At 67.1% G+C, this 14732-nt stretch carries 16 protein-coding genes; 4 read left to right on the plus strand and 12 right to left on the minus strand.

The features are described from left to right. Positions 1-142 precede the first annotated feature (142 nt). The 6 genes from KBW95_RS05395 to ribA all read right to left on the minus strand — a co-directional run bounded on the left by KBW95_RS05395 (position 143) and on the right by ribA (position 4999). Positions 143-379, minus strand: coding sequence for a hypothetical protein (locus KBW95_RS05395; protein ID WP_211527664.1), 237 nt, complete (start codon positions 377-379; stop codon positions 143-145). Between the two features lie 112 nt (positions 380-491). Beyond that, positions 492-1526, minus strand: a complete 1035-nt coding sequence (locus KBW95_RS05400) for a diguanylate cyclase (protein ID WP_211523249.1) — start codon at positions 1524-1526, stop codon at positions 492-494. 35 nt (positions 1527-1561) lie between these two features. Next, the gene (locus tag KBW95_RS05405; protein WP_211523248.1) at positions 1562-1795 is read right to left on the minus strand and encodes a hypothetical protein; all 234 of its coding nucleotides are present in this window, start codon (positions 1793-1795) and stop codon (positions 1562-1564) included. Between the two features lie 97 nt (positions 1796-1892). After that, positions 1893-2852, minus strand: coding sequence for an FHA domain-containing protein (locus KBW95_RS05410; RefSeq protein ID WP_211523247.1), 960 nt, complete (start codon positions 2850-2852; stop codon positions 1893-1895). Beyond that, positions 2849-4279 carry a serine protease gene (locus KBW95_RS05415; protein ID WP_211523246.1) on the minus strand — a complete coding sequence of 477 codons (1431 nt, stop codon included), beginning with the start codon at positions 4277-4279 and terminating at the stop codon, positions 2849-2851. Before KBW95_RS05415 ends, KBW95_RS05410 begins: the two co-directional genes overlap by 4 nt. 81 nt (positions 4280-4360) lie before the next feature. Next, positions 4361-4999 carry a GTP cyclohydrolase II gene (ribA, locus tag KBW95_RS05420; protein ID WP_211523245.1) on the minus strand — a complete coding sequence of 213 codons (639 nt, stop codon included), beginning with the start codon at positions 4997-4999 and terminating at the stop codon, positions 4361-4363. 199 nt (positions 5000-5198) lie between these two features. On the opposite strand from ribA, the gene KBW95_RS05425 reads away from it, so the two are divergent. From KBW95_RS05425 to KBW95_RS05435, 3 genes are all read left to right on the plus strand, one after another. Beyond that, entirely contained in the window at positions 5199-7484 is a 2286-nt protein-coding gene (locus KBW95_RS05425; protein WP_211523244.1) for an ATP-binding protein, read from the plus strand. Between the two features lie 143 nt (positions 7485-7627). Next, positions 7628-8050 (plus strand): hypothetical protein, encoded by a 423-nt coding sequence (locus KBW95_RS05430; RefSeq protein ID WP_211523243.1) that lies wholly within the window; start codon positions 7628-7630, stop codon positions 8048-8050. Positions 8051-8151: 101 nt separating this feature from the next. Beyond that, positions 8152-8421 carry a hypothetical protein gene (locus KBW95_RS05435; RefSeq protein ID WP_211523242.1) on the plus strand — a complete coding sequence of 90 codons (270 nt, stop codon included), beginning with the start codon at positions 8152-8154 and terminating at the stop codon, positions 8419-8421. 534 nt (positions 8422-8955) lie between these two features. On the opposite strand, the gene KBW95_RS05440 is transcribed toward KBW95_RS05435, so the two are convergent. The 5 genes from KBW95_RS05440 to KBW95_RS05460 all read right to left on the minus strand — a co-directional run bounded on the left by KBW95_RS05440 (position 8956) and on the right by KBW95_RS05460 (position 13804). After that, positions 8956-10560, minus strand: coding sequence for a hypothetical protein (locus KBW95_RS05440; RefSeq protein WP_211523241.1), 1605 nt, complete (start codon positions 10558-10560; stop codon positions 8956-8958). A 21-nt stretch (positions 10561-10581) separates the two neighbouring features. Continuing rightward, positions 10582-12000 carry a glycosyltransferase family 2 protein gene (locus KBW95_RS05445; RefSeq protein WP_211523240.1) on the minus strand — a complete coding sequence of 473 codons (1419 nt, stop codon included), beginning with the start codon at positions 11998-12000 and terminating at the stop codon, positions 10582-10584. Beyond that, the gene (locus tag KBW95_RS05450) at positions 11997-13046 is read right to left on the minus strand and encodes a HEAT repeat domain-containing protein (RefSeq protein ID WP_211523239.1); all 1050 of its coding nucleotides are present in this window, start codon (positions 13044-13046) and stop codon (positions 11997-11999) included. Before KBW95_RS05450 ends, KBW95_RS05445 begins: the two co-directional genes overlap by 4 nt. A gap of 36 nt (positions 13047-13082) precedes the next feature. Continuing rightward, positions 13083-13481 (minus strand): response regulator transcription factor, encoded by a 399-nt coding sequence (locus KBW95_RS05455; protein ID WP_211523238.1) that lies wholly within the window; start codon positions 13479-13481, stop codon positions 13083-13085. A 77-nt stretch (positions 13482-13558) separates the two neighbouring features. After that, the gene (locus KBW95_RS05460; protein ID WP_211523237.1) at positions 13559-13804 is read right to left on the minus strand and encodes a DUF3820 family protein; all 246 of its coding nucleotides are present in this window, start codon (positions 13802-13804) and stop codon (positions 13559-13561) included. A gap of 73 nt (positions 13805-13877) precedes the next feature. Here KBW95_RS05460 and KBW95_RS05465 point away from each other — a divergent pair, with 73 nt between their 5' ends. Further along, positions 13878-14297, plus strand: coding sequence for a DUF1810 domain-containing protein (locus tag KBW95_RS05465; RefSeq protein ID WP_211523236.1), 420 nt, complete (start codon positions 13878-13880; stop codon positions 14295-14297). Positions 14298-14344: 47 nt separating this feature from the next. Here the strand turns inward: KBW95_RS05465 and KBW95_RS05470 are convergent, their stop codons facing one another. Then, entirely contained in the window at positions 14345-14713 is a 369-nt protein-coding gene (locus KBW95_RS05470; RefSeq protein ID WP_229429564.1) for a hypothetical protein, read from the minus strand. Positions 14714-14732 lie beyond the last annotated feature (19 nt).

Below are 14732 nucleotides of genomic sequence, written 5' to 3' on the forward strand. Positions count from 1 at the left end.
TGTCCGCATTTCATGCGCCCTGAATTTTCCGCCGGTCCGGCCCGGGCGCTCGAACGCTTCCAGGAGCCGGGCGCGCGGCCGCCAGGGGCCAGCCGCCGGCGTGCAAGAGGCCTTGCCGCCAAGGACGGGAGAAAGGTGCTGCTCAGTGATTGCCGCGCCTGCACAAGGGCATGATGGCCTCCGAGACGCATTGCTCGGGGCTCAGCTTGCGGCGCTGTCCAGGTTGGGTGAGCGTGCGCTCGATGACCGGCTCGGGCACGTGCTTGTGCTCCATGTAGCGCCGTGCCACCTCCGCGTCGCGCACGGAAAGAATATTGAGTCCACGTGCAACGGCATTCGCCGTCGCCTGGTCATGGCGTCGCTGGCGTGGTGCAGACATGTCTCCCATCCCCTTGAGTACGTAATTTTTTCAAGGACAGCACTATACGCGCTCAAGCGGGCTCGCGCCACGCATGCAATGAGGCAACTCAGTTCGGGGGAGGCAGCAAACGCTAATGAAGCCGGCTGCGCTTGTTGGCATACATTTGCTGGTCCGCAAGGACAACGTAGTTGAGCAGGCTTTGGTGTTCGTCTGGTTCGCAGGACACGATGCCGGCGCTGAGCGACAAGCGGTACGGGCGTTCCTGCATCAGGTTGAACGCGTTCAAGTTGTCCTGCAGCCTCGCAAGGATGGTCTGCGGCTGGGCGTCTTCCAGCGTGTAGGCCACGAACTCGTCGCCCCCAAGGCGCCCGACCACATCGGCACTCCGAAAGGAAGCGCGGAACACCTCGGCCGCATCGCGGATCAGATGGTCGCCAGCGTCGTGACCGAGCTGGTCGTTGACCAGTTTGAGATGGTCGACATCCGCGAACAGCACGGCGCTGGGTGCGTGCCGGCGGCGCGCCACCTTGAACACCTGTTCCGCATGGACAAAAAAACCGCGCCGGTTGTGCAGTCCGGTGAGCATGTCGGTCAGCGACAGCACCCGCATTTCGCTTTCGAGGACGTCGCGCCGCGCCAGTTCGGCGGCATGCGCCTGTGACTCTCCCAGCAGCTGGGCGCGCTGCCTGCCGACCAGGCTGGCCAGCTGGGCGTATTCATGGATACGGCCAAGGGCGGCCACGGCCAGCTCGAGCACGATGGCGAGCGTGTACCGGCGGCCGGCGATGACACCTTCGTCCGGCTCGTCGGCCCACTGGACCACCAGTGCGGCCGCGGGCGCCGGATCCGGCAAGCCGATGCCGAGCAGGCGCGCCTCGACGGCTGGCGTGGACCGGGAACCGTCCAGGATGGCCGCCGCGAACGGATACCAGTCGTGGCCCGTGTCCACGGCGCGCGGTGTGCCTTCGCGATCGAACTCGACGCCGCCGCCGCCATTGCCGCGCACAACCAGCAGCCCCGCATCCACGCGTGCGAGCTCGACCAGGGCTTGTCCGGCAAGCGTGAGGGCGGTATCGGCATCGTCCGTCTGCAGGAGACGGCGCGCCAGCGTGAGCAGGGGGCGCAAGGGGCCCGGCGGCGTGGCGGAGGCGATAGGTGATGGCATCTGGCTGGCTCCTTTCGCTGGTGGGCGCATGGCCGTCAGCTATTGTCCTGTGCGCTCGAAGGGGTGATGGCTTCCGTGACGGCCTGCCCGGCGCTGGGACGGCGCCGCAGGCCGGGCTCGGCGAGCGTGCGCGCAATGACGGTGCCCGCAACCCGTTTATATTCCATGTAGTGCCGCGCCAGCCCGGCGCCGCGAACGGACAGGATGTTCATTGCCCGCGCGACGGCGTCGGCGGTCGCCTTGTCGGCACGGCGCTGGCGCTCGGTCATGTGCGGCTCCCCTGTAGTACGGCCCGACAGGCGTCGGCCGGAAAAACCACTATACGCCTGCGGGATCGGCCGCGCCACCGCTTTGTGTGCATCCGGCTCAGCCTTCGTCCCCCGGCTTGCGCCTGCGCTCGGCATCGATCTCCGCGCGCATCGCACCGACCTGGCCGATGAACTCGGCCACCGGCGCATCGGGGCTGGCCCTTAGTTCGGGCGGCAACAAGACCGACATGTAGAGCTCGTCTGCCACGCGCCCGTGGCGTTGCTCGTTGCCCACTAGCACCAGCCCGGAAGCGAGGATGGCCATGCCGGCGCAGATCGCGCGCAGGCGTGTCCGGAGCTGGGGTTTTACGGTGGCCAGATGGAAATAGATGACCCCGGCCACCGTGAGCACCGCCGCGTGCGAGCCGTAGCGGGTGAGCCATTCCCAGGAATAGGCATAGGCCAGCAGGCTGGCCAGCAAGCGGAAGGCGAGCAGGGTCGCCAGGCCGCAGCCGAAGATGAACAAATGCCGTCCCAGGCGCGCGTGACGGCTGAAGACCCGGTTGTTGAAGGCCCACAGGCCGCTCCACAGCAGGCCGATGCCGATCCCGGCCGCGAGCGCCTGCACGTAGCGTTCCAGCTCGTAGCTGCCGCGGTCGGTCAGCCATGCAGCCAGCAGCGCCACCAGGCCGGTGAGCAGGGCGCCGGCCGCGCCCGGCAGCAGGCCTTCCCAGCCGTGCATGGTGCGGTCGCGCAGTTCCGGGCCGACGGGATAGTCGGCGCCGCGCACGCGCAGGGTGGTGTGGCCCATGCGCACCACGGTGTCGCCGTCCAGTGCGAGTTCGGTGACCCGGCGGCCCTTGTGCACGATGCCGTTGCGGCTGCCCAGGTCGCGCAGCAGCAGCTTGCCGTCCGGGCTCTCCTGGATCACCACGTGGTGCGGCGCGGCGTAGTCGTCGTCGACGATGAAGTCGTTGTCATAGGCGCGGCCCACCCGGATCGGCAGCGCGGCCACGCGATAGCGGTGCAGCACCTCGCCGTTGCGGGCCAGCATTTCAATGGTCCAGGGCCCGTTCATCGGCGTCCGCTGCGCCCGAAGGCGCCCAGGAAGGCTTGCGTCACGCGCAAGCCGTTTTCGTAGGAGACGCCGGACACGTCGACCCGGCTTTGCAGGCTGGCCTGGGCGGAGTCGGTGCTGGCGGTCAGCAGGGTGAAGTTGTACAGGCCCTCGAACTTGCGGTAGCCGCGCACGCAGGTCACGGCGCGCAGCGGCAGCGAGCGGGTGTGCACGAAGCGCTCGGTGCAGAAAGGCTTGGTCAGGCGCGGGTCGCCGATGCTGCCGAAGCCCTCGACCCCGAACAGGTCGCTGGCCAGCGCCGCGAAGCGCAGCGGTTCCATGCTGCCGGAGCGGATGTAGCGGTGGCTCAGGCCCACGGCACCAGTCTGCTGGGAATTCGACACGAACACGGCCGACTGCATCACGCAATTGATGGCGTCGACGCTGTAGGCCGCTTCCGACTTCACCGTCGAGCGGCCCCAGCAGCGCACCTGGCCGGATTCGCGCACCGGCACCAGGTAGGGGCCCATGCCCTTGAGGGTGAGCGGCTCGTCGAGCAGGCGGTCGACCATGCCGCCCTGGTGGACCAGCAGCTGCTGGGCGATCAGGGGATTGAAGTCTTTCGGCGGCGCCGGCTGGGCCGCCACCGTGCGCAGCAGTTCCTGCGCATACTTGACCGGCACCAGGAAGCTGACCGACTCACCGTCCAGGCGGCGCGCCACGTTGATCCCGGCCACTGTGCCGCTGGCCGTGATGCTGGGGCCGCCGCTCATGCCGGAATTGATCGGGCCGCTGAAGATCAGGCGGTCGTAGAAGCTGCGCTGCAGGACGCCATTGTACGAGCCTTCCGAAATGGCGAAGCCGAGGTCGAGCGGGTTGCCGAGCGAGTACAGGTACTGGCCCTGGCGCAGGGTGACTTTCCGTTCCGGCACCTTGAAGAAGCCGCTGCCGTTGCGGTTGACGCGCACCACGGCCAGGTCGTGCAGAACGTCGACCGCCATCAGTTCGACCGGGCCGGTGTTGCCGTCGGTGTCGATGTACTCGGCGGTGTAGACGTCCGGGTCGAGCGCCATCTGCGACACCACATGGTAATTGGTCAGCGCCAGGTTGGTGTCGCCGACCAGGAAGCCCGAGCCCACGGTCGACTGGGTACGGCCGTTCTTGAGCAGCATACGGATCTGCAGCAGGTCGGCGCGCGCGGACGCATACAGGTCCTGTGCGGCGGAGGACGGCGGCGGCAGCGGTTCCTGGGCCTCGACTTCGCCGGGACCGGGCGCGGGCGGCGTGGCGGCGGGCGGCAGTTCCTGCGCGGCCGGTCCGGCGGCGGCGGAGGGCCCCTGGTTGGCGACCTGGCTGGCGGGACGGGAGGCGGCGGGCGGCGCATTCGGCGCGGTCGCCGCGCTCAGGCCCAGGCAGGACAGGAGAAGAGCAATGACTACCCGTTTCATTCAATCTCTGGATGGCAAGACGTAGGCCTCTATCTTGCCACCAGATCAACGGGCTGCGCGCGCGTTAGGCGCCTCCGGGTCTTACGCGGCGTCGGAAGCCTGCGCCGCTGCGGGCGTCATCATGTGGCCCAGCTTGGCCTGCTTGGTGTTCAGGTAGCTGTTGTTGAAGGCGTTGCGGTTGACCAGCAGGGGCACGCGCTCGGCCACCTGGATGCCCAGGCGGGTCAGGGCATCGATCTTGCGCGGGTTGTTGGTCATCAGGCGCACCGACTGGATGCCGAAATGCTCCAGCATCGGGCGGCACAGCTCGTAGTTGCGGGCGTCGGCGTGGAAGCCCAGCTGCAGGTTGGCCTCGACCGTGTCGGCGCCGGCTTCCTGCAGGCGGTAGGCGCGGATCTTGTTGACCAGGCCGATCCCGCGGCCTTCCTGGCGCAGGTAAAGCAGGATGCCGCGGCCTTCCTCGGCGATGCGCTGCAGCGCGCCTTCGAGCTGGGCGCCGCAGTCGCAGCGTTGCGAGAACATCACGTCGCCGGTCAGGCATTCCGAGTGCACGCGCGCCAGCACCGGCTCGCCGGTGGACAGGTCGCCCAGGGCCATCGCCAGGTGCTCCTTGCCGGTGGCCGGCTCGACCCAGGCGTGCAGCGTGAACTGGGCCCAGGGCGTGGGCAGGGTGCACGAAGTGGCGTAGTCGAGGAGGGCGGCGGTGGCGGTGGCTTGCATGACGGTGTTTCCCAATCGGTGGCGTGATTCCATGTAACACACAAGTTTAGCGGAAATCGGCTGTGGCCGTGCGGAACGGCAGGCTTTCTAGAGGGCGGATTCGGGCGGCCCTATCCGTAGCGGGTAGCCCCGTTCGCTACTATCCGCTGGGCATCGACCTGGTGTGTTACGCTGTGGATTCAGTATTTTTAAGTGCATTATGGCAATTTTTAGCGCAATTCCTGAAGGTCTGAAGCCACGCGGCCTGGGGGCCTGGCTGGCGCTGGCGTTTTCCACCCTGACCGTCGTGCTGACCCTATTGCTGGTCGAGGTGGTGGAAAGCGCCTCCACCGAGCAGGTCAAGAGCAGCATCGGCCATGGCCTGGGGGAGCTGGCGATGCAGACCGCCGACAAGCTCGACCGCGGCATGTACGAGCGCTACCGCGAAGTCAGCCTGATGGCGCGCCGGCCCGACCTGGTCGACCCGGCCACGGGCCAGGAGCGGCGCCGCAAGGTGCTGGCCGACATGCAGGAAACCTACTGGTACTACGAGTGGATCGGCATGGCCGGCCTGGACGGCAAGGTGCTCGTGGAAGCGCGCGGCCTGCTGGAAGGCGCCAACGTGGCGCAGCGGCCCTGGTTCCGCGACGCGCTCAAGGGCGTCTACGTGGGCGACGTGCACGAAGCCGTGCTGCTGGCCAAGCTGCTGCCGGCGCCGGAAGGCGAGCCGCGCCGCTTCGTCGACGTGGCCTTCCCCTACATGGACGCGCAGGGCAAGCCGGCCGGCGTGCTGGGCGTACACCTGTCCTGGCAGTGGGCGCGCGACGTCGAGCGCTCGATCATCGCGCCGGTGCAGGCGCGCGGCAAGGTGCAGGCCCTGATCGTCAGCGCCGAAGGCGTGGTCCTGCTGGGGCCCGAAGACCTGCAGGGCAAGACCATCGATCAGCCCAGCCTGCGCGAAGCGCGCCAGCAACGCACCGGCTACCTGGTCGAGGAGTGGCCGGACGGCCGCTCCTACCTGGTCGGCTACGGCGCGACCAAGGGGCGCGGCATCTATCCGGGCCTGGGCTGGAACGTGCTGGTGCGCCAGGACGTCGAAGACGCCTACCGGCCGGTGGCGCGCCTGCGCGAGCGCGCGCTGTGGAGCGGGGCGGCGCTGGCGGTGCTGTTCTCGCTGGCCGGCGTGCTGGTGGCGCGCCGCATCACGCGTCCGCTGGGCGAACTGGCCGATTCGGCCGACCGCCTGCGGCGCGGCGACACCACCGAGCTGGTGCCGAGCCGCGACGGCTACGACGAGGTGCGCAAGCTCTCCGGCGCGCTGAACGCGCTGGTGACCGACCTGGTGCAGCGCCGTGCCGAGCTGCAGGACTTGAACGCAACCCTCGAGCGGCGGGTGGAGGAGCGCACGCGCGACCTCGAGCGCGCGCTGGCGGCGGTGCGCGCCAGCGAGCAGCGCATCGGCGCCATCGTCGACGCCGCCCAGGATGCCTTCGTCGCGGTCGACCAGCGCGGCCTGATCGTCGACTGGAACGCCGCCGCCGAGCGCATGTTCGGCTGGCGCCGCCACGAAGCGGTGGGCTGGCCGCTGGCCGAGCTGGTGGTGCCGGAGCGCCACCGCGCCAGCGTCGGCAAGGCCTTGCACGCCTTCCGCCAGACCGGCCAGCTGGGCGCGCTCGGGCGGCGCCTGGAGCGCACCGTGATCAACCGCCAGGGTGCGGAATTCCCCATCGAGATGACGGCCGGCCTGGCCGGTCAGGGCGAGGACGCCTTCTTCAGCGTGTTCCTGCACGATATATCGGAGCGCAAGAAGGTCGAGCGCATGAAGAACGAATTCATCTCGACCGTCTCGCACGAGCTGCGCACGCCGCTGACGTCGATCCGCGCGTCCTTGTCGATGCTGGACGAGGGCATGGCGGGTGAGCTGGCGCCGGACGTGGCCGGCCTGATCCGCATCGCCAGCCAGAGCGCCGAACGCCTGGTGCGCATGGTGAACGACCTGCTCGATATCCAGAAGATGGAGTCGGGGAAGATGGAATACCGGCGCGCGGCCCAGCCGCTGCTGCCGCTGGCCGAGCATGCGCTAGCCTCGATGCAGGGGCATGCGCAGCAGGCCGGCGTGCTGCTGCGGCTGGACAGCCAGCAAGGTGCGGAACATATCCGCGCCGAGGTCGATCACGACCGCATGGTGCAAGTGCTGGTGAACCTGCTGTCGAATGCGATCAAGTTCACGCCGCATGGCCGGGCCGTGACCCTCGGGCTGGCGCAGAGCCAGGGCAAGGCGCGCCTGACCGTGACCGACGAGGGGCCGGGGATTGCGCCGGAGTTCCGCAGTCGGGTGTTCGAGCGCTTCGCGCAGGCGGATGCGGCGGATACGCGGCCGAAGGGCGGGACGGGGCTGGGCCTGAGCATCAGCCGGGCCATCGTCGAGGAGCATGGCGGAACGATTGCGTTCGAAACGGAGATGGGGAAGGGGACGCGCTTTGTGGTGGGGCTGCCGACGGCCTGAGGCCTTGCGTGGGAGCACGGTATGACACCCTGGGGCGCGTGTCGCTAGCCGTCGCCGGCAGCGATTGCCGGCCACATGGCGCCGATGCGAGGATGGACATCGCGGCTAATCGACGCCGCCTTTGTCCCCACTCTCAGGCTCCCATGAAAATCAAGATCCTTTCCGCTTTTCTGCTGTGCATCTTCGCCTCGCAGCCGCACGCTGCCGATACCCCCTTGTTCCGCATGGCCGCGAGCCCCGCACCGAATGCCGGTGGCATTTCTCCGGGCATGGTGTTCCAGGAGGTCGAGCGTAGCGACACCGCTTCGACCGTCGAACTCTTGCATCCTGCGGGAAGCGTCGCGGCAAAGTCCATGTTCATGCTGCGCGGCGCTTGCGCGTTGGCGAAGGAACGGGGAAAACGGGCGTTCAGGCTCGTCCAACTGTCCAGGCCGCTGCTCCGCGTTTCGTTGCGTTTTGTGAGCGAAGAGGATGCGGGCAAGTCCGCGCCGGAGTCCTTAATGGGCGAAGACAGAGTTGTTTCGGCCGCCTATTGCGATGGGATCCGCTCGGTCTTCCCGGAATAGTCCATGCACGACGTGGGAATATGCGTATTTCTTCATCGAGTTCGCCGGTACACTGCCTGGCTATGACACCGCATAACAAACTCCGCCTCGCGAACGTTCTCATGATATTGGGAGTCGCACCCGTCCTGATCGGCCTGGTCTGGATGGTCTCCGGTTACTCGTCCGCGCCACATGGCAAGGTGTACATTGCTGAAGCGCTGATGAAGATTGGCTTCGCCTATATGTTCGCACTCGTCGTGAGTTCCGGCAGCGCTGTATGGTCGCTCATTGTCGAAAAACGCAATACTGGAACGCGCGTAGGCGGCACCACTGCTATCAGATTGCTTGCTGCTTTCTTTCTGGCTGCCCCGTTAATAATCGGTATGTTTTAAGGATCGCACGGGGATGGCGAATCACGATCATTCTGCGGGCAGCGGTGTACAAGTACGTCTGCAATCGGCCACAAGCGGTCAGCTATGCGCGGGCTCAACAAGGAACATCCATGAATAAAAAAGATGCGGTTCGAGCGAATTTTTGGAATGAATCGACAGGCCATTGCGACTGCTGCGGCAAGCAATCCAAGACAATCTGGGGATGGCGCGAAGATCATATCCAGGGAACTACAACTTCGGCCTTTCTTCTGGTAGGGCGAGATCATCGTCGTCACGGCTAAGAACGCCTAACGAAACCTTCAGAGCAAGGCGCCGCGGCGAAGACAGTACGCCTGTACGGCAAGGAGCCGGCCTGTACGGCAAGGAGCCGCAACGCGGCTACGGAGGTTTTGTTAGGCGTTCCAAGTCCGCTTGAAGTCGGAACGGACGAACCATCCGGTCGGTTGCGGATCGCTGGGAATGCACGTAGCAGTCACGCACAGGAACTTGGTTTCCCGCCTGCGCGGGAACGACGGTCAGGTGGCGGGGCGCTGGTTAGCGCCATTCGTGCAGCGCTATTCCTCCGAATCCCTTCCAAGCTCCGAAGGCGGTTTCCAGCTTCGGCAGCAAACGCGTCAACGCCGCCTTATCCGCGTGGAAGGTCGTGGCCGATCCATCGACGCTTCTGCTGCCGGCCAGCGTGAACGCCTGCGCCTTCGCATGCGCCGCCGGTTGTCTGAGCACTATTAGCACCTGTTGTCCCTCCAGTTCGAACAGCAGCATGTCGCCTGCAGCCCCTTTAGCCGCGCGCTGGTAGCGACGCTGGGTCTCTGCCCCGATCGGCCCCGCCTCCAGCGCAATGCGCACCTGCTTGCCATGCATCTCGGCCCAGTCCAGGAAGGGCACGGCGAAGCGGTAGATCTGTCCAGGATCGGTGCGGTAATCCATCACCGACAGCGCGTCGGCCGATCTGGCCAGCTCGCGCAGCAGATCCGGCTTGCCATCCCACCAGAACGGCACGACGAATTCCAGCCGCATCGATCCTGCCGCCTCGCGCAACCGCGCCGCCAGTTCCAGGTAGCGCCGGTCGCGCTCCGACGGCGGCAGCACATGCGCCGGAAGCAGGTAAGGTTCGACGTCGAACTGCATGCCTTTCAGGCGCGCAGCCGGTTCCGCCTGCGCGTTGTAGGCGGCATAGGCACGGGCGCGCGCCGCCGTGGGCGCCTGCTCTCCGGGCAGCACCATGTGCGGGTCGCCATCGACCGCGGTCACCGCGATGCCGCGCGCTCCGGCCGCCTTGACGAAGGCCGCCAGTGCTTCCGGCTCGATGACGCGTCCTTCCTGAAGAGGAACAGTGACGAACAGCTCGCCGATCTTCTCTTGCGTGGCCCAGTCGATCAGCGCCTGGCCGCGCTCGCGCCATTCGGCCTGGTTCCAGATCCAGGTCGAGCGGGGCGCCCGCGCAGCCGCGGCCGGCTCCAGAGTCAGTGCGTCGAGCGACAGGCTGGATGCCTGCGCCGGACACAGAATAGTGAACTGTTCCCACGTGTGGCGCTCCAGGCCCGCGGGCAGGGACAGCCGCCCGGTGGAGGACAGGCTGCCCATGTCGATCGCATCTTCGCGCGCGGCGCGCGCCGCGTCAGCGGCCTGCCACAGGAATTGTCCCTTGCCTGAAAACGTCGCCTGCAGGCTTGCCGCGGCACGCGGCAGGTACCAGGGGCCGCGCAGCAGCACGCCGGCAGGTTTCGTCCCGGCCTTGCACTCGATGCGCAGGCGGCCATCCTGCAGGCTCGCCTGAACGCGCTCCTCGACCCCGAAGGTACGCATCCGCATTGTCGCCAGCAGGTTCTCGCCGAAGGGCATCGGCGCCGGTAGATCGGGCTGCGGCTTGGCGGGCACCAGGGTATGTTCGCTGACCGCCAGCGTCCCCTTGCTGTCGTCACCCTGCAGCAGGATGGTCTGTTCGGGACGCGCATCCGCCGGCAGCATGTACACCGTCTCGATCCGCGCGACGTCGATTCCCAGTTCGATCTTGCGGCAGCCCGGACCATCGCCGATGAAGGCGCGCGCCGGCGCGTCGCCCGTGGCGGGACAGACGCTCAGCGTTGCGGCATGCAGCGGGGCGGTCATGACGAGCAGGGCAAGAAGGTGGCGGGACATGAGGGCAGTCTAGCGCGTCGCCTATTTCTGGGCGCCGCTTTGCCAGGTGCCCTTGCGTTTCATCGTGCCCCAGGTTGATTCCGTCTGCATGGCCCAGCGCCACAGGCCGATCAGGCGCCAGACCGAATTGAGCTGGCGGTAGCCGAAGTTCTCGAGGATCACGACCAGCCCGAGCATCAGCAGCTGCTTGCCGCGCGGGTAGATGTGGAAGGACATCTCTTCCAGCAGCAGGCCGGAGGCCGACAGCAGGATGCCCAGGCCCACGGCCACGAACAGGAAGGCGCCGAAGGCCTGCCACGAGATCAGCCCGGTGAAGAAGGCCAGCACCATGAACACATAGCCGCCCAGCTCCACCAGGGGCCCCAGCCACTCGAACAGCAGCATGAAGGGGAAGGCCAGCCAGCCCGGCACGCCGCCGTTGCGCGACAGCGGCAGGCCCCAGTTGGCGTTCAGGCTCTCGGCCAGGCCGCGCTGCCAGCGGATGCGCTGGTTCCTGAGCGTCTTGTAGTCTTCCGGCGCCTCGGTCCAGCACACCGGGTCGGGCACGAACTCGATGCGGTAGGGCTGGCGGCGTTCGCGCAGCAGGCGGTGCATACGCACCACCAGTTCCATGTCTTCCCCGATGGTGTCGCGGCGGTAGCCGCCGGCCAGCACCACGGCGTCCTTGCGGAACACGCCGAAGGCGCCCGAGATGATCAGCATGCCGTTCATCGACGACCAGCCCAGACGCCCGAACAGGAAGGCGCGCAGGTATTCGACCACCTGGAACAGCGCCCAGATGTTCTTCGGCAGCCCGACCTTGGTTAGGAAGCCGCCGCTGACCTCGCAGCCGTTGGCCACGCGCACCGTGCCGCCGGCCGCTACCACCGTCGGGTCGCGCAGGAAGGGTTCGGTCACCTTGGCCAGGCTGTCGCGCTGCAGGATCGAGTCCGCGTCCACGCCGCAGAACAGCGGGTAGCGCGAGATGTTGATGCCGGCGTTGAGCGAGTCGGCCTTGCCGCCGTTGACCTTGTCGATCACGCGTACGTTCGGGTAGCGCGTGGAGCGGTAGACCTGGCGCACTTCCTGGGTCGGGATCTGGCGCCGGTAGGCTTCGGGAAAGGGCAGCAGCGCGAACTCGCGCTTGAGCACCTCGAGGGTGCTGTCCTTGGAGCCGTCGTTGATGATGACGATCTCGAACTCGGCGTAGCTGAGCTGGAGCATCGATCGGATCGAGGCGGCAATGGTCGCTTCCTCGTTGTAGGCCGGGACCAGGATGCTGATCGGCGGCTCCAGGCCCGAGTAGGCGCGCGGCAGGTCGGCCATGAACAGTTCCTGCCCCTTGCGGCGCAGCGCGCGCAGCGAGAAGGCGTTGAGCGTCAGGTAGCCCACGTTCAGCGCGATGAAGTAGCAGAACACGAACCAGGTGATGAATTCGACCAGGAAGTGGCTGAAGCTCATGCTGTCTCCTCCTCGGCCAGCACCTGCTGCAGCATGTCGGCCGCGAAGCGGTCGGTGAGCGAGGCGCGCAGCTGTTCCAGGTCGGCGCGCGATAGGGCCGGCAGTTCGCGCAGCGCCTGCGCGGCGCGGTAGCGCACCCACCATTGCGGGTCGGCCAGCAGGGCGCCCAGGCGGTCGGCGTCTTCGCGCGTGCCGATGCGGCCCAGCGCGCGCGCGGCCTGCACCCGCACCTGCCAGTCTTCATGGGAGAGCAGGGCGCGCACCTCCTGGATGGTCTCGGGCGTGATCACGCCGCGAAGGCCGGCGATGACGATCGGCACCGCATCGCTGCGCAGGGCGCCGGCCAGCACCTCGGCCGGCAGCGATACGCGCAGCGCCTCGGCGATGCGCAGCGCGCGCGGCAGGCGATCCCGCGGCAGGGTGGGCAGCACGCGTCCCAGCACCTTCGCCGTGGGCGCTGCGGCTTGCTGCAGGATGCCGGCCACGTGCGACAGCGCCCAGTCCTCGCGTTCGATGAACAGCGGCGTCAGGTACTCGGCGGCGGCATCGGGATCGACCCGCACCAGCGCCCACAGGGCGGTGAGCGAGGCCGCGCTGTCGCTCAGCTCCGCCAGCGGCAGCAGCTGGGGCCAGGCTTCGCGGTCGCGCAGGTGGCCCAGCACCAGCACCGCCAGCAGGCGTTCCTCGCGCGCGCCACGGGCCAGCATCGCGCGCGCCAGGCGGTCCGCGCCCAGCTCGCGCGCCATGGCGTTGAGGGCCTCGGTGGCCTCGCCGCGCAGCGAACCCTGCAAATGCACCCACAGGCGCAGGAAAGCCAGGCGCTCGCGCGGGGCCAGGACAGGCAGATCGGGACGTTCGCCGACGATGGTCTGGTTCAGCAGCGGGCGCCAGCGCGCCAGCACGCGTGCTTCGTGGCGTTCGCGCCGGCGCAGCGACACCCGCAGCTGGACGATTTGAAGGCTCAGCAGGAGCGTGAGGCCAAGCGCGACGATTCCCGTCCAGAGCGCGACGGTGACGAAGGGATCAGACGACTGGACGATCGCCAATGCGGCCTCGGACGGGAATCATGAAGAATGCCACCGTCATGCGGCGGGCCTCAGGAAGCGGCGCACGCGGGCCAGCAACTCGTTCGGCTGGAAGGGCTTGATCACGAAGTCGTTGGCGCCGGCGTCCAGGGCGCGCACGGTGTCGCGCTCGGTATTCTTGGCCGTCAGCATCAGGACGGGGACCGCGGCCCAGTCGGCGCGCTCGCGCACCAGGCGCACGATCTCGAAGCCGTCGATGTAGGGCAGCATCACGTCGAGGAGGATCAGGTCCGGCGCGACGGTGGCGGTGGCGATGTGCTCGCTGGCGGCGCGGCCGTCGGCAAGGTGGGTGACGCGGTAGCCCTGGCGTTCGAGCATGAAGCGCAGGACCTGGGCGATGTGGTCGTCATCTTCGACCACCAGCACGAGCGGCGTGGAAGTGGGTTCGTTCGGCATCTGTTCAATAAGAAGAAGTTGCCCAGATTATATAGCGGCGCCGGTATGGACGGTCGCTCGTTCAGTATAGGCGAGGGTCAGGGTGACCCGCTTCCGCCTCGCGCACCCACTGGGCGGGCGCGCAGCGGGTGGAGCAGGGAGCGCAGGTCGTTGTGGTCGAGTTCGTACATCAGGGCCAGCAACTGGCCCAGCTCGCCCTTCGGAAAGCCTTCACGCGCGAACCAGCCCAGGTAATGGCCGGGCAGGTCGGCGATCTTGCGTCCCTTGTATTTACCGTAAGGCATCTCCCGGACCAGGAGCAGGGTGAGGTGTTCGGAATTCATCGTGCGTCACTTTAGCAAACAACGGCGAGCCTGTAGCATCTAAGGGACAATATGTGAACAAGGGGAGCAGAACATGAGCGACGAATTCGACCTGCAACGCTTCGTCGATGCGCAGGCGCCGGTGTACGACACGGTCGTGGCCGAACTGCGCGCCGGGCGCAAGCGCAGCCACTGGATGTGGTTCATCTTTCCGCAGATCGCCGGGCTCGGACAAAGCGAAATGTCGCAGCGCTATGCGATCCGCTCGGCCGACGAGGCGGCGGCCTACCTGGCGCATTCGCTGCTGGGCCATCGCATGAACGAGTGCGCGGGGATCGTGGCCGCGCTCGATGCCGACGCCATCGAGGATGTGTTTCCGCCGCCGGACGACGTGAAATTCCACTCGTCGATGACCTTGTTCGCCGACGTGGCGCCGGATGTGGCCGTGTTCCAGGCTTGCATCGACAAGTATTTCGATGGGGCGCCGGATCGCAATACGCTGGCGCGGCTCTGACGTGATTTGATTCGCCGGCTAGTGGGAGGAAAGTGGGCAGTTAGATGCTAGGCCTGGCCGTACTGCTTCTCTAGCACATCCTTGCGGCCACGCTCGGCGATGTGGATGATCACCGTATGCGACAGCACCAGGGTCGGATGCCGGGCCCGGTGCTTGGCGAACCAGAACACGTCGTCCAGCTCCTCTTCTTCGTGCGAGGTGGTCATGACCAGCTTGTCTTCCGGAATGTCGTCGTAGTCGTAGGCCTCGAGGTTGGCGTCGTCTACCGACTCGGCCCAGTCTTCGCAGTATTGGCCCCAGGCCAGCACGTAGCGGCAGTGCGAGCCGGCCAGCCAGCGGCTTGCTTCCCAGCGCCACATTTCTTCGCAGACCTCGTCGATGACGAGCACGGCAAGGAAAGGGGAGGACGGAAGCATGCCCGCGGGCGGCAGTTCC

It is taken from the genome of Massilia sp. ZL223 (assembly GCF_018119395.1).
Lineage (GTDB): Bacteria > Pseudomonadota > Gammaproteobacteria > Burkholderiales > Burkholderiaceae_D > Telluria.

Bases quoted from the DNA above. Each gene is read 5' to 3' on its own strand.
- KBW95_RS05395 (WP_211527664.1), bottom strand. From the start codon at position 379: ATGTCTGCACCACGCCAGCGACGCCATGACCAGGCGACGGCGAATGCC.
- KBW95_RS05400 (WP_211523249.1), bottom strand. From the start codon at position 1,526: ATGCCATCACCTATCGCCTCCGCCACGCCGCCGGGCCCCTTGCGCCCC.
- KBW95_RS05405 (WP_211523248.1), bottom strand. From the start codon at position 1,795: ATGACCGAGCGCCAGCGCCGTGCCGACAAGGCGACCGCCGACGCCGTC.
- KBW95_RS05410 (WP_211523247.1), bottom strand. From the start codon at position 2,852: ATGAACGGGCCCTGGACCATTGAAATGCTGGCCCGCAACGGCGAGGTG.
- KBW95_RS05415 (WP_211523246.1), bottom strand. From the start codon at position 4,279: ATGAAACGGGTAGTCATTGCTCTTCTCCTGTCCTGCCTGGGCCTGAGC.
- ribA (WP_211523245.1), bottom strand. From the start codon at position 4,999: ATGCAAGCCACCGCCACCGCCGCCCTCCTCGACTACGCCACTTCGTGC.
- KBW95_RS05425 (WP_211523244.1), top strand. From the start codon at position 5,199: ATGGCAATTTTTAGCGCAATTCCTGAAGGTCTGAAGCCACGCGGCCTG.
- KBW95_RS05430 (WP_211523243.1), top strand. From the start codon at position 7,628: ATGAAAATCAAGATCCTTTCCGCTTTTCTGCTGTGCATCTTCGCCTCG.
- KBW95_RS05435 (WP_211523242.1), top strand. From the start codon at position 8,152: ATGATATTGGGAGTCGCACCCGTCCTGATCGGCCTGGTCTGGATGGTC.
- KBW95_RS05440 (WP_211523241.1), bottom strand. From the start codon at position 10,560: ATGTCCCGCCACCTTCTTGCCCTGCTCGTCATGACCGCCCCGCTGCAT.
- KBW95_RS05445 (WP_211523240.1), bottom strand. From the start codon at position 12,000: ATGAGCTTCAGCCACTTCCTGGTCGAATTCATCACCTGGTTCGTGTTC.
- KBW95_RS05455 (WP_211523238.1), bottom strand. From the start codon at position 13,481: ATGCCGAACGAACCCACTTCCACGCCGCTCGTGCTGGTGGTCGAAGAT.
- KBW95_RS05460 (WP_211523237.1), bottom strand. From the start codon at position 13,804: ATGAATTCCGAACACCTCACCCTGCTCCTGGTCCGGGAGATGCCTTAC.
- KBW95_RS05465 (WP_211523236.1), top strand. From the start codon at position 13,878: ATGAGCGACGAATTCGACCTGCAACGCTTCGTCGATGCGCAGGCGCCG.
- KBW95_RS05470 (WP_229429564.1), bottom strand. From the start codon at position 14,713: ATGCTTCCGTCCTCCCCTTTCCTTGCCGTGCTCGTCATCGACGAGGTC.